Below are 14033 nucleotides of genomic sequence, written 5' to 3'. Positions count from 1 at the left end.
CAGCATCTTCTCCTTATGAAAAAATATCAAAAATTTTTTTAAATAAATCTTGAATTCCGTTTTGTTTCTTTATATTTTCAGCTCCCAATAATTTTTGTGCCATATAATTTACATTTTTTGAGGCATATGATGTAGGATAATTTATTACAAATGGAACCTGATTTTTAACTGCCTGAGTTATCTTTTTATCTTCTAATATATATCCCAGATAATTAAGACTTATATTTAAAAACTTATGTACAACTTTATTAAATTTATTAAAAGTATTTTCTCCTTCTTTGATGCTAGTAACTCTATTTACAATTACATTTGCCTTTTCCTTAATATTAAAATAATTTACAGCTTTTATTAAACTATATGCATCTGTAAGTGATGTAGGCTCAGGTGTAGTGATTATAAAGAGTTCTTCACAACATGCAATAAAACCCATCACTATCTTGTTTATACCAGCACCTGTATCTATTATTATATAATCAAATCCTTCAATTTTAGAAAGCTTGTCAATAAAATCATCTCTCTGTTTCTTACTAACTTCATTAAATCTCGGGAATCCAGTTCCACCTGGCAATAATTTTATTCCAAAAGGTCCTCTTATAATAACATCTTCCAGACTTTTATTCTCAAAAATTACATCATATACACTATATTTAGGTAGAAATCCCATAAGTACATCATCATTCCCCATTCCAATATCAGCATCAAATATGAGAACTTTTTTTTTCATTTTTTGGAGACAAATTGCCATATTTACTACAAAGTTACTCTTACCTACGCCTCCCTTTCCAGAAGTCACTGTAATTATTACAGTTTTAGGTTTATTATTGATCTTATTTGTCAATATTCTATTCTTCTGAGTTTCGGCCAGCCTTCTTAATTCCTCAGCTTGGTCTAACATATTATATCCTCCCCTAGTACAAGTTCTGTAAGTTTCTGTGAATTCATAACTTCAATATCCTCCGGCACATTCTGACCTGTAGTAACAAAGCTTACAGGTTTGCCAGCTGCATCTATAATATTAAGTATAGATCCATAAGTAGAAGTTTCATCAAGCTTAGTTATTATTACATTATTATAATTTAATTCTTTATAACCATTTACTATTGTATCTATGTCTCTATTCTTGGTTGTACAACTTATTACAAGATGTATATTTTTAGTATTTATTCTGTCAATAAATGCCCTTAATTCAGATAATTGCATTTTATTTTTACTACTTCTTCCTGTAGTATCTATTAAAATGATATCACAATTTTTCATACTATCAATAGCTTTTTCCATATCTTTAATGTTTAAAACTACTTTAAAAGGTATATTCATTATATCAGCATATGTTCTGAGCTGCTCAACCGCTCCTATTCTATATGTATCTATGGTTATAAGACCAACTTTTTTCTTTTCAATAAGTGACATTTTTCCAGCAATTTTTGCAATTGTTGTAGTTTTTCCAACTCCTGTAGGTCCTACCAGAACTACAGCATTTTCAAGCACTTTATCTTCTACTTTTATCATATTCCCTATTACCATTTTTAGCTTCTTTTTTTCCTCTACATCTTGTTGAATTTCTTTAACTTTGTTCATTATATTTTCTATAACTTTTTTATTTATATCCATGTTTTCAAGCTTTAATTCCAGCTTGCTCTTTCCTAAAGAATCATAAGATTTTTTAGACATATCATCAAGCATATTTTTCATCTGGTGAACTTCTTTTAAAAGAGCTTCATTATTTTCACTTCTTAAATTGACCGACTGTGCATAATTAAAGTCAGACTGCCTTTTTTGATTTCTTATTTTATCATTTACTACCTTTTTAAAATTCTCAACACTGTCTGTACTGCTATTTTCATATTTATTTTTTTCTTCTGGATCGTTGACAGCAGCTGTAACTTCTAAAATTTTTTTAGAGAAAAAGCCTAAGAAGCCCTTTTTTCTTACTTTTCTCTGGCTTATTATAACTGCTTCTCTTCCAAGTTCATATTTTATTCTGGTAATAGCTTCATTCATACTTTTTACTCTATACCTTTTAATAATCATTATATTGAAATTACTCCTTCTGTTTTAATTTCTATATCATTTGGTATTTCATTTAATGAAAGCACATTGACAGCCGGAAATACCATTTCAATAAGTTTCCTAAATGGCGCTCTTATTTTAGGAGAAACAAGTATTACAGGTTGATTTTCATAAAAATATACAGAATCAAGTATTGCTTTAATTGATTTTAATATTTTGCTTGTAGTATCCGGATCTATAGCCGGGAATGAACCCTGCATAGACTTTTGTATGTTATTGCCAACCAGTGTTTCTAAATCCTGAGAAAGTGTTACTACTGTAATTGTATTATTTTCATCAATCAAGGAGTTGCATATACTCCTTCCAAGTGCAAATCTTACGTATTCAGTCAAAAGCTCTATATCTTTACTGTTTCTTGAATTATCCGCCAAAGATTCCATAATGGTTACCATATCCTTTATAGGAACTCTTTCTCTAAGTAGATTTTGAAGTACTTTTTGAAGTTCACCTATCGTAAGCAAATCAGGTATAAGTTCTTCAACTACAGTAGGATATTTTTCCTTAACAGAATCCACAATAAGTTTTACTTCCTGCCTGCCAAGAAGTTCATAAGAATGGTTCTTTATGGTCTCAGTCAAATGAGTTACCATAACAGTAGTAGGGTCTACAACTGTAAGTCCCTTTATTTCAGCCTCTTCTCTCTGATCTTTATTTATCCACGTTGCCGGAAGTCCAAATGATGGCTCTGTTGTACTTATTCCTTCAATAGTATTATTTTCATTAGTAGGATCCATGCACAAAAGCATATTCGGCATAAGTTCTCCCCTTACAATGACGGTTCCCCTTATCTTTATAACATACTCATTTGTCTTTAATTGGAGATTATCTCTTATTCTTATAGGCTGAACCACAATTCCCATTTCTATGGCACACTGCCTTCTAACCGAAGTTATTCTCTGAAGTAAGTCTCCTCCTGAACTTTCATCCGCCAGTGGTATAAGTCCATATCCTATTTCAATTTCCATAGGTTCTACAGATATTAAATTCATAACATTTTCAGGCTCTTTTTCTTCTATTTGCGACATTTCCTGTTCTTTAGCCTGTATTTGTTGAATATTGTTTGTTTTTTCATCTTTGTATAAAAGGTATGCAGCTGCCATACAAGCTGCCGATAAAATTAAAAATGCTATATGTGGAAGTCCTGGAATTATTGCAAGAAATAACAGAACCCCGCCTGCAATAGCTATTACCTTTGGAAAACCTGTAAGCTGTTTAACTGCAGCGGTACCAAAATCTTCACTGTTTCCTGAACGGGTAACAAGTATACCTGAGGCTGTAGATATGAGTAGTGCCGGGATCTGTGAAACAAGACCATCACCTATAGTAAGTTTTGTATAAGTTTGAGCTGCCTCCGAGGCACCAAGTCCTTTTACCACTATTCCTATTATTATTCCAGCTATTATATTTATAACAACAATTATGAGTGCTGCTACAGCATCTCCCTTTACAAATTTAGATGCACCATCCATAGCTCCATAAAAGCTTGCTTCATTTTGAAGCTTTTCACGCTTATCTCTGGCACCTTTTTCATCAATTAAACCTGAATTCAAATCTGCATCTATACTCATCTGTTTACCTGGCATTGCATCCAGCGTAAATCTTGCTGAAACTTCTGCAACTCTGTTTGCACCATTTGTTATTACTATAAATTGAATTATAACTATAATTAAAAATATTATTATACCAACTATATAATTGTCTCCTACAACAAAACTTCCAAAAGCACTTATAACAGTTCCTGCATATCCATCTCTAAGTATAAGCCTTGTAGATGATATATTTAAAGCCAATCTAAAAAGTGTAGTTATTAAAAGCAGAGTAGGAAATGATGAAAACTGCAATGTTTCCGTAGTAAACATTGTCAAAAGTATAATTATTATAGACAGCGTTATATTAAATGCAATTAGCACATCCAAAAGTTGTGCTGGCATTGGAATTATAATCATAAGTACTACCATAATAACTACCATAGCCATTATTATATCTACATTATCTTTTAATTTAAACTTTTTTCTGCTATTTTCCAAAACATCACCTCATTTTATAAACCAGTGCCAATATTTCTGCTACTGCCTGATACATTTCAGCCGGTATTTCCATATCCAATTCTACCTCTTTATATATAAGCCTGGCCAGTGGTTTATTTTCAAATATAGGTACATCATTATCTTTTGCCACCTGTTTTATCCTAAGTGCAACTGCATCAAGACCTTTTGCTACAAGTATAGGTGCATTCTGTTCATCCTCGTATTTAAGTGCCACAGCTACATGGGTAGGGTTTGCAACAACAACAGTAGCATCAGGAACATCCTGCATCATTCTTCTCATAGCCATTTCTCTCTGTTTCTGTTTTATCTTTCCTTTTATCTGAGGATCTCCTTCATCTTGTTTATATTCTTCTTTAATTTCCTGCTTTGACATTCTAAGATCCTTATTGTATTGATAAATTTGAAATATATAATCAATAATTGCAATTATGACCAATATCAATGTTATTCTAAAAAATATAGATACAGCCAGGCTCCCTACAGCTTTGGCTACAGCTTGTACATTTAACTCTCCCAGCGTCAGTATAATCATATAGTTATCCTTAATAAATTTATAGCCTACATAACCTACTACAAGAACTATTACGCTGTCCTTTAAAAGTTCCATTACAGCCCTTGCCGAAAACATCCTTTTGAATCCATTTATAGGATTCAATTTAGAGAAATCAGGTTTCAAGGGTTCAAAAGTTATAAGTCCTCTAGTCTGAATTAAATTTGCAAGTACACCAACAACAAGTATTGGAATAGCTACAGGTAAAAAAACCACAGCCAGTCTCCACACAGCTATAAATAATATTTTATTCAAGCTGTCATAACTAAGGGACATAGTAATATAATTATTTAAGAATGCTACCATAGTAGAGCCAAGTGACTTGCCTACATATCCACCTAAAACCATAATAACCAAAGTTGAAACTCCAAGTGTCATGGCAAGTGCCACTTCCTTACTTTTTGCTATCTGTCCCTTTTTCCTTGAATCACTCTTTTTTCGCGGTGTTGCTTCTTCAGTTTTATCATCTTTTGCAAATATTAAAAGTACTGGCAGCGCCTTATAAAATCCATTTATGGAATTAGGTATGGCGGTAAATGCACTTTCCATTAATTTAAGAAAAATTGGCAGTGCGAAACATATTGAACCAAATCCTACCAATATTTTAACCGGCATTCCTAATATCATTATATTTAGTTGAGGTACTGTCCTCGCTATAAGTGACATAGTCAAATCTGTAAATAAAAGTATTAAAATTATGGGTATAGCTATCTGAAGTGAAATAGCAAAATACTCTATAAATGATTTAAATATTATATTAATCGAAGCTTGATTCAAAAAGAAATTTCCAAGTTTTATTGCACTAAAACTCTGAATTAATGACTTTATTAGCATATGATGTCCATCTACTATTAAAAAAACTACCATGGCAAACCAATAAAGCAAATGCTCAACCAAAGTGGTATTACTATTTGAAGATGGATCATAAATACTCATCATAGCAAAACCTATCTGCATATCCATAATATTTCCGGCGAATCTTACCATGGAAAAACATAAATTAGTTAGAAATCCAAGGGTAAGACCTGCGGATACTTCATTTAAACAATTAAATACAAAAGGCATAGTGCTATTTATGTTACTTATGGAAGAATAATCTATTCCCGGCATAAGTATATATGCCATAACTATAGTCAAGCCAACTTTAACCGTATTCGGAGTTCCTGCAGGAAAAAATATAGGGACAAGTGTAAAAAAACAAAATATTCTTATTGATACAAGCACTAAAGCCGTAAAGTATAAAGTATTTATCAAACTATTCCACTCCATTATGTTTAAACTGTAATCATTGTGTTATATGTGCTATATATGTAAAAATTCTTTCTGTAAATCCTACAAGCTGCTGCATTGCCCAGCTTGCTGTAATAAGCCCAATTATAGCTATTGCAATAAGTTTAGGTACAAAAGTAAGAGTTTGTTCCTGTATCTGTGTAGTTGCCTGAAATATACTTATTATTAGGCCTACAATTATTGAAACTATAAGAGTAGGTGCAGCTACTAAAAGTCCTGTTTGAATTGCATCTTTTATAATACTAATTAACATATTTTCACTCATTCAATTCACCTCATGAAAAACTTGCAATTAAAGATTTTACAAGCAAATACCATCCATCTACCATTACAAATAAAATAAGCTTAAAAGGCAATGATACCATAGTTGGCGGCAGCATGAACATTCCCATGGACATAAGCACACTGGCAACTACCATGTCTATTATAACAAACGGTATATAAATCAAAAATCCTATTTCAAAAGCAGTTTTAAGTTCACTTATCATATATGCTGGAATTACAACATAAAGTGGTGCATTTTCTCCATTAGCTGTAATCTTGTAATTTACTTTAGCTTGATCTACAAATAACTTTAGATCCTTTTTGTAAGTTTCCTTCAGCATAAACTCTCTAAGTGGCTTGGCCCCTGCATCTATTGCCTGATCCTGGGTTATTTTGTTTTCTATATATGGCTGAATGGCATTTGTATTTATTTTTTGATAAACTGGATTCATAATAAAAACAGTCATAAATAATGCTAGTCCAATTAATATCGAGTTGGGAGGTGACTGCTGCGTTCCCATTGCATTTCTTAAAAATCCAAATACAACTATAATTCTAACAAAACTTGTCATCATCATCACAAAAGATGGTAAAAGTGTAAGTACAGTAAGCATTATAAGTAATCTTATATTTTGTACATACTGCTGTGGAGTAGATGCACTTGAATTGTTCATAGATACATTTATATTTGGTATCGGCATAGTTTGAGACGCATCAGGTGCTGCATACACTACATTATGTATATTTAAAATGGCAATAACAAATATTAAAATTGAAATAGTTATAAATCCATTTCTATACTTATTCTTCATTTTTATCTTCCTTTTTATATTTAAGTTTTTTCATCCGTAAGTTGTTTGTCTTGTCTTTTATGAACTCTTTCATTCCCGATTTAGTATAAAAATCTTTTAAATTTTTATACTGAGGTATGAATTTTTTATCTTTTAATTTACAAATTTCATCTTCATTTAATTCATAAACTATTTCAATCCTTCCAGATGTAGATGAAATTACATACACCTTTTCTCCTATCTTCACTACAAGTAAACTATTTTCTTTTGATATTTGTGCTCTTTCAATTACATTTATAAAATTGTTTTTTTGTATATTTCGAAGTTTACCTCCACCATATTTCATGGAAATATATATTAAAAATATTACAAAAAGAAGAGCAATTAATGTTCTAAATATCATCCATATAAATTGTAAATCCATTGTATTCTCCTAATTATATATAAATGCTTTATTGAATTACAATATCTGTAAAATATACGTTATTCAACTGTCCCTTTTGGAGCATAGGATTTATTTTTTGAATTATTTCCAATTTTATGCTATTCATATTTTTTGGAACAATATCCGCTGCTTTTTTTGTTCTTAAAATCCCAATAACTGCATCTGTAACCATAGGTTTTTTTGTAGTTAATTCTGCTGTTAAGCTTTTATCATTAAAACCCAAAAATGCTTTCACCTTTGCATATCTGCTTCCACTCTCATCTGCCAAATTTATGGTAACTTCATCAAGTTCAAATGTTTGAGAAGATACAACCTGATCTAAGTTTGAATTTGCTACTGTGGAAGAATTTTGTCCATTATTCTGAACCTGCTGGGTATTTGTTTGCTGTACAACTCCATTTTGTGCTGTATTTGTCTTAGTATCCTTCTTCAAGAATTTACTATATCCAAAATAAGCGCCAACTCCAACTACTGCAAGTATTAGAATACCTATAATAATTACTTTTATTTTTGACGAACCTTTTTTTTTATCCTTATTTTCCATATTATATATCTCCCTTACTAAGTTCACCGTATACCGTATATAGTATATAGTTTACAATTATTTTTTTAATCAAAATTACCTCTAAATATTTTCCTCTTGTATTCTATAACCTTTCTCACTATTTCATCATTAGACTCTTTTACAAGATATTTTTTTCCATTTGTCAGAGTTATAAGGCTCTCAGGTATAGCTTCCACTTTTTCTATAATGTCAGCATTTACAATAAATTCCTTATTATTAAGTCCCACTAATTTTATCATAAAAATCCTCCTCAAATATATCCAATAAATATATTCAACATTTTTTAATATATAATTACATTATAAGTCCAATTGTACTTCAATATGTACATAATTTTAATTTTAGCTGAGACTTTTAAAATATTTTTAAGATAATTTGCTTTAATTTATAAGGTACTCAGGCAGAAGGCACTGCCTCCTACCAATTAATACCTATATGTTCAACAATATATTCTATTTATTAAGATCTTTTAAGATTTACAAGTTCCTGAAGTATTTCATCATCCGTAGATATTATTTTACCATTTGCAGAGAAAGCCCTGCTTGCTATTATCATATCTGTAAACTGCTGGGCAAGATCTACATTTGACATTTCAAGAGCTCCCTGGGTAAGAGAACCATATCCTGAACTACCTGGTGTTCCATAAGTTGCATCGCCAGAGTTTGGAGATACTTGATATAAATTTCCTCCATCCTTTACAAGTCCACCTTCATTTTGAAAAGATGCTAGTGCTACACAGCCGACATCATATGAATCATTAGCAGTCTTTACATTTATAATTCCAGTTGGTCCTACAGACCAGGAAGTAACCTTTTCCTTATCAACATCAGCAGCAGCAGGAGATGCATCTGGTGTACCATCAGACTTATAATATTGTGCAATTGAAAGCTGTTTTTTAGGCGTAGTAGAAGTAGTAGTATCTGCTTTACCATTTTTAGTAGCAGTCATTCCATATCCCATAATATGATAGCCGTCCTGAGTTAAAAGATTTCCATCCTTATCTAATTGAAAAGCTCCATCTCTTGTATAATAATTAGTACTGCCATCCGGGCTGGCCACAAAATAGTTTCCTCCTGTATTTATCACGAAATCCAAACTTCTGCCCGTAGACTGGTCACTTCCTGCAGAAAAATCTGTACTTATTCCTGCTATCTTTACTCCAAGACCGCTCTGCCTACCATTTACTCCTCCAATTCCATTATTTACAGGTGCACTTGGATCTGACATGGTTTGACTCATCATATCTTCAAAATTCATAGCTTGAGTTTTAAAACCTGTAGTAGATGAATTGGCTATATTATTTGCCACTATATTTAATTTTTGTTGATTTACTTTAAGTCCGCTTATTCCTGAATATAACGATGGTAACATATTATTTCCTCCAATTTTTAATATATTATTGTTCTGCTTCCTTCATTCCACAGAACCTGGCTTCCATTAAGGTCCAGCCATTTTTATACTATGACCATGCTGTCTATATTTGTAAAAACATTGTTACTGCTTGAATTTTTATCTACAGCTGTAATTACAGTCCTATTTTTTATAGATGTAATCAAAACAGTATCATTATAAAGCAGTGCCGATTCTGTACATCCCTTATTTTCTGCTTTGTTTATTGCAGAATTTATATTTTTCATATCACTTTCACTAAAATTTATGTTTCTGCTTTTCAGCCTCTCAGCAGCATGATTTGATATGGTAAAACTTGAGTTTTTATCAATTTCACTATTTAAAGTATCCTTAAAAGACACTTTTTCCTTGCCACTGCTTGCATTGTTATTTATATTATTTTTCTTGCTGTATACTGCCTTTAAATCCTGTGTAAAAATTAACTTTCCATTAATCACTCTATATCCCATAGATACGCACCTGCTTGTCTATGAATTTTCCACATCTGAAACATCATTAAAATCAAAGCTCTTCGTAGTTCCATCTGAAAGTTTCACTTTTACAGTTACTCCACCAACTTCTCTTGATACAGACTCTACAACACCACTATAATTGTTTCCACTTGAATCCTTCTCATCTATATTAACCTTTTTGCCTATAAGTGAAGTGGCATTTAAAAGCATATTGTTGTTGGCAGTTGTATTAAAGGTATCTCCTAAATCATCAATTTTAACAGCATCATCTATATTAATTTGTTGATATTCATTTACTGATTTTCCATCTTTGTCTGTTCCCTGTCCTGTCAGTACATTTAACTTTATATCATCACCATCTTTAACAACACCAACTACTTCTCCGCTTATTTTATTTCCAGTATCATCTGTATCACTGAAAGTAACATATTTATTTATAAGTGAATTTGCAGTTCCCATCTTGCTTGAACTATTTAAATTAGCCATCTGTTCAAGAGATGAAAATTGTGCCAGCTGACTTATATATTGTGTTGAACTCTGGGAATCACTGCTAGTTGGATCCTGGTTTGCAAGTTCTGCAGACAGTATTTTTAAAAACATATTTTTATCGATATCCTGATTTTTTTTCACTACTCTCGTTCCACTTGAAGTAGTAGCATCACTTGTGTCAATTGGATAATATTTTTGGCTGCTTTCACTAGAACTGGTATCAGTTGTACCAGATGAAGTACTAGCTGCCAATGCCCTTGACGCTTCATTGTAAAAATCATTGTTTTGATTTCCACTATTAATTAATACAGTCATTGTTTACCTCCATTTCTTAATTATTGACTAAGCCAATATATTTACATTATTGTCACCATAATAATCTTCTTGTGGTATTTCTTCATCATCAGACAAACTACTTACAGATAAATTTTTATTCTTTTTTCCACTTTCACTTTGACTCCACTTTTTACTTTCATCATTAAAAAAAGTTGTGTCTTCATGATATAAATTTAGTGAAAAGCCCTGAACCTTTATATCATTATTTTCAAATCTATTAGATAAATCCTGAAGATTTGAATTTAGGATATTATAAGCATCTTTATTTGAAGCCGTAAGAGCTGCCTTCATTTTTCCATCTTCCATAGTTAGATTTATTGTTATTTCTCCAAGTTCCTTAGGCGTAATCTTTACAGTTAGCTGTTTAATATTATTAAGATCCATATATTTAACAGTTTTTATTATATCTGAATTAAAAGTGGTCTTATTTAAAGTTATCTCCTGAGCACCATTCTTAACTGCAATATTATTGTCTCCTTTAACAGTATTAAACTGTGACATAAAATTAGTTGCCCTTGATATTTTATTGTCAGTTTTTCCTCCATCTAGTATTTTGCTCAATATTTTCTTATCATTATTACTGCTGCCTGTAAATCCACTATTTCCTTCATTTTTATTATTTGAAGTTTTATCGCCTAAATTAGTATTTTCTGTTTCAAAACCCTTGATTATATTTCCATCTTTATTTGACATTTGCAATAATTTATTATTTACTGCATTTTCTTGTGTATTTAAATTACTTTCTGATTTAGAATCAAGCTTTGACAGCAATTCAGTATAAATCTGTGATTTTAAATCAGCATTACTATTTTTGCTCATATCAGTACTTGATATAAATTTAGAAATCTTTGATGTAATACTATCAGCTATTTTTTCAGAAAGCTTTTCAGCAAGCTGTGCACCTTTATCTGACTTGCTCAAAATACTTGATAGAAGTTTAAGATCATTCCCGCATGCTTTATTTAAAACATCTGAAATATTTTTTCCATCACCAGTACTACTGTTTAATAAATTCAGTAAATTTTGCAGAGAATCCTTTGAACTAGTTAAACTATTTGAAATTTTATCACTTATTTCATCAGCTAGCTTGTTCAAAGAATTATCAAGATTTTTTTGCACATTCTGATTGTTTGAAAATAGTAAACTTAAAAGTGAAAGTATATTCTTTTCATCTATCTTTCCACTCTTTATTTCATCTTTAATACTCTTTATTTCATCATCACTAAAGCCTGCCTGCTTAAGATAGCTTTCAATTTTTGAATCCTCGTCTTTAGTATTAACATCTTCAGACGAATTTTCACTTTTTACAGATGTACTGCACTGTGAGTCATTTTTATTGACTGTTGTTGAATTATCCTGAATATTACTTTTATTATCAGTTGAATTTTGGACAAGCGATTTAAAACTTTTATCACTATTTGAAGAATATGATTTAGCACCTGATGTTGATGCTGTCGCTGCATTTACTGAAGCCATTGTATTTATCGAAGTTACATTCATTTATTATTTCACCTCCTTTCAAAGAATCCTAATCAAATTCACCATTTCTCATATTTCTAATAAATCCATACAAGCCAAATTCATCATTCTGTTTTTGTTCTATTCTGTTTTGTTCCTTTATAAAAATTGCCTTTTCTTTATCCTTTAAAATGTCTACGGTCTTCCTGTCAATCTGTCTTTTCTTCAATTCATTTCTTTTTTCATCCACAATTTTTTCACTAGCTTTAAGTTCGCTCGAAGTATCCTCTATACTATAATTAAGCGATTTTAAATACATATGCGTTATTTTTTGCTGTACTATGCTATCTACATTTGATATATCCTTGTACTTGTCATAACTTTCTTTTAGATAATCTAATTTTTCTTTTATCTTTAAACTCTTTTTTCTTGCACTTTGAAACTCTCTTTTGCTTTCATCTTCTTTGTCAATCCTTATATCTAAAAGTTTCTGGAGCCTGAATTCATACTTTTTCATAAGTTTCCCCCTTTATAAGGTTCAAAATTCATGTTTATTAATCAAACATTTTTTCTAATGTATTCACGCTTTCAGCAAAAGACGAACTTTCATCTACATTTTGTCTCAAATATGAAATTATACGATCATAATATTTTATTGCCATATCTATCTTCTTATTGCTTCCCTTGACATAAGCTCCTATATTTATCAAGTCCTCAGATTTTTTATAAGTTGACAGCAAATCTCTTGCAAATGAAGCCTTCTTTTTATGCTCATCTGTAGTTATTTCAGACATAAGTCTGCTTATGCTTGCAAGTACATCTATGGCAGGATAGTGATTTTTATTGGCAAGAGCACGGCTTAGAACTATATGTCCATCCAATATACTTCTGGCAGCATCTGCAATTGGCTCATTCAAATCATCACCATCTACAAGTACTGTATAAAAAGCAGTAATAGAGCCTATATCTGACATTCCTGCTCTTTCCATAAGTCTCGGAAGTTTTGCAAATACAGATGGAGTATATCCTTTAGTAGCTGGTGGTTCTCCAATAGCTAAACCAACTTCTCTCTGTGCCATAGCAAATCTAGTAACAGAATCCATCATTAAAATTACTTTTTTACCCCTGTCCCTAAAATATTCTGCTATGGCTGTAGCTGTAAAAGCACCTTTTAATCTAACTAAAGCAGGCTTGTCAGAAGTAGCACATACTATAATCGTTTTTTTCATTCCATCTTCTCCAATATCTTTTTCTATAAAGTCTTTAACTTCTCTACCCCTCTCGCCAATAAGTGCTATTACATTTACGTCAGCTTCAGCATATTTTGCAATCATTCCAAGAGTTGTACTCTTTCCTACACCACTTCCTGCAAATATTCCAATTCGCTGTCCTTCGCCGCAGGTTAAGAAGCCATCTATAGCTCTTATTCCTGTAGAAATTACGTCTTTGATTCTCTCTCTTTTTAATGGATCTGGTGGTTCTGCATCCAGAGGATATGGAACTCCATAGGATATAGTGCTACCATCAAGTGGATTTCCAAGGCCATCTAGCACTTTCCCGAACAGCTCATCCGAGCATCTTGCACTTAAAGGTCTCCTTTCAGGTACAACCCTGCAGCCAGGTGAAATTCCCTTAAGTTCTCCAAGAGGCATTAAAATAACATTGTTTTCATTAAATCCTACAACTTCACATACAATTCTATTGTTCTCTTCATTATAAATACTGCATACCTCTCCTACAAAAGCTTTTACTCCCTCAACTTCTATGGTTAATCCGATGACCTTTTTTACTATTCCTTCTTGATAATTATAACTGGCTTCTGCTATTTTCCTGTTTAATCGGTCAAAATTTATGTTTATCAAAAA

Annotated in this window: 15 protein-coding genes; all 15 read right to left on the bottom strand. The window is 31.5% G+C overall.

Annotated features, from left to right (window positions below; translation table 11 throughout):
• Window positions 1-13: 13 nt before the first annotated feature.
• The 15 genes from J2Z42_RS00295 to fliI all read right to left on the bottom strand — a co-directional run bounded on the left by J2Z42_RS00295 (window position 14) and on the right by fliI (window position 14030).
• The gene (locus J2Z42_RS00295; RefSeq protein ID WP_209700365.1) at window positions 14-895 is read right to left on the bottom strand and encodes a MinD/ParA family protein; all 882 of its coding nucleotides are present in this window, start codon (window positions 893-895) and stop codon (window positions 14-16) included.
• Window positions 889-2031: a flagellar biosynthesis GTPase FlhF gene (flhF, locus tag J2Z42_RS00290; RefSeq protein WP_209700364.1), complete on the bottom strand. Its 1143-nt coding sequence runs from the start codon at window positions 2029-2031 to the stop codon at window positions 889-891. Before flhF ends, J2Z42_RS00295 begins: the two co-directional genes overlap by 7 nt.
• Window positions 2031-4097, bottom strand: a complete 2067-nt coding sequence (flhA, locus tag J2Z42_RS00285) for a flagellar biosynthesis protein FlhA (RefSeq protein ID WP_209700363.1) — start codon at window positions 4095-4097, stop codon at window positions 2031-2033. The genes flhF and flhA overlap by 1 nt, the downstream gene beginning before the upstream one ends.
• Before the next feature lie 4 nt (window positions 4098-4101).
• On the bottom strand, window positions 4102-5922 hold the full coding sequence (locus J2Z42_RS00280; protein WP_209700362.1) for a fused FliR family export protein/FlhB family type III secretion system protein: 1821 nt from the start codon (window positions 5920-5922) through the stop codon (window positions 4102-4104).
• A 31-nt stretch (window positions 5923-5953) separates the two neighbouring features.
• Entirely contained in the window at window positions 5954-6223 is a 270-nt protein-coding gene (gene fliQ, locus J2Z42_RS00275) for a flagellar biosynthesis protein FliQ (RefSeq protein ID WP_209700361.1), read from the bottom strand.
• A 10-nt stretch (window positions 6224-6233) separates the two neighbouring features.
• Window positions 6234-7034, bottom strand: a complete 801-nt coding sequence (gene fliP / locus J2Z42_RS00270; RefSeq protein ID WP_209700360.1) for a flagellar type III secretion system pore protein FliP — start codon at window positions 7032-7034, stop codon at window positions 6234-6236.
• Window positions 7024-7437, bottom strand: a complete 414-nt coding sequence (locus tag J2Z42_RS00265) for a flagellar biosynthetic protein FliO (protein ID WP_209700359.1) — start codon at window positions 7435-7437, stop codon at window positions 7024-7026. Before J2Z42_RS00265 ends, fliP begins: the two co-directional genes overlap by 11 nt.
• A 28-nt stretch (window positions 7438-7465) precedes the next feature.
• Complete coding sequence (locus J2Z42_RS00260; RefSeq protein ID WP_209700358.1) at window positions 7466-8002, bottom strand: flagellar basal body-associated FliL family protein; 537 nt, start codon at window positions 8000-8002, stop codon at window positions 7466-7468.
• A 65-nt stretch (window positions 8003-8067) separates the two neighbouring features.
• Window positions 8068-8262 carry a flagellar FlbD family protein gene (locus tag J2Z42_RS00255; protein WP_209700357.1) on the bottom strand — a complete coding sequence of 65 codons (195 nt, stop codon included), beginning with the start codon at window positions 8260-8262 and terminating at the stop codon, window positions 8068-8070.
• A gap of 220 nt (window positions 8263-8482) precedes the next feature.
• Window positions 8483-9394 (bottom strand): flagellar hook-basal body complex protein, encoded by a 912-nt coding sequence (locus tag J2Z42_RS00250; RefSeq protein WP_209700356.1) that lies wholly within the window; start codon window positions 9392-9394, stop codon window positions 8483-8485.
• 83 nt (window positions 9395-9477) lie between these two features.
• Window positions 9478-9882, bottom strand: a complete 405-nt coding sequence (locus J2Z42_RS00245) for a TIGR02530 family flagellar biosynthesis protein (protein ID WP_209700355.1) — start codon at window positions 9880-9882, stop codon at window positions 9478-9480.
• An 18-nt stretch (window positions 9883-9900) separates the two neighbouring features.
• A complete protein-coding gene (locus J2Z42_RS00240) occupies window positions 9901-10689 on the bottom strand; it encodes a flagellar hook capping FlgD N-terminal domain-containing protein (protein WP_209700354.1) in 789 nt (262 codons plus the stop codon).
• Between the two features lie 27 nt (window positions 10690-10716).
• Window positions 10717-12210: a flagellar hook-length control protein FliK gene (locus J2Z42_RS00235; RefSeq protein ID WP_209700353.1), complete on the bottom strand. Its 1494-nt coding sequence runs from the start codon at window positions 12208-12210 to the stop codon at window positions 10717-10719.
• Between the two features lie 28 nt (window positions 12211-12238).
• A complete protein-coding gene (fliJ, locus tag J2Z42_RS00230; protein WP_209700352.1) occupies window positions 12239-12685 on the bottom strand; it encodes a flagellar export protein FliJ in 447 nt (148 codons plus the stop codon).
• 37 nt (window positions 12686-12722) lie between these two features.
• Window positions 12723-14030, bottom strand: coding sequence for a flagellar protein export ATPase FliI (fliI, locus tag J2Z42_RS00225; protein ID WP_209700351.1), 1308 nt, complete (start codon window positions 14028-14030; stop codon window positions 12723-12725).
• Window positions 14031-14033: the final 3 nt, after the last annotated feature.

The organism is Clostridium algifaecis (assembly GCF_017874415.1).
Taxonomy (GTDB): Bacteria; Bacillota; Clostridia; order Clostridiales; family Clostridiaceae; genus Clostridium_B; species Clostridium_B algifaecis.
Note: the sequence above shows the minus strand (reverse complement) of the source record. Positions and strands in the feature narration are given on the sequence as shown.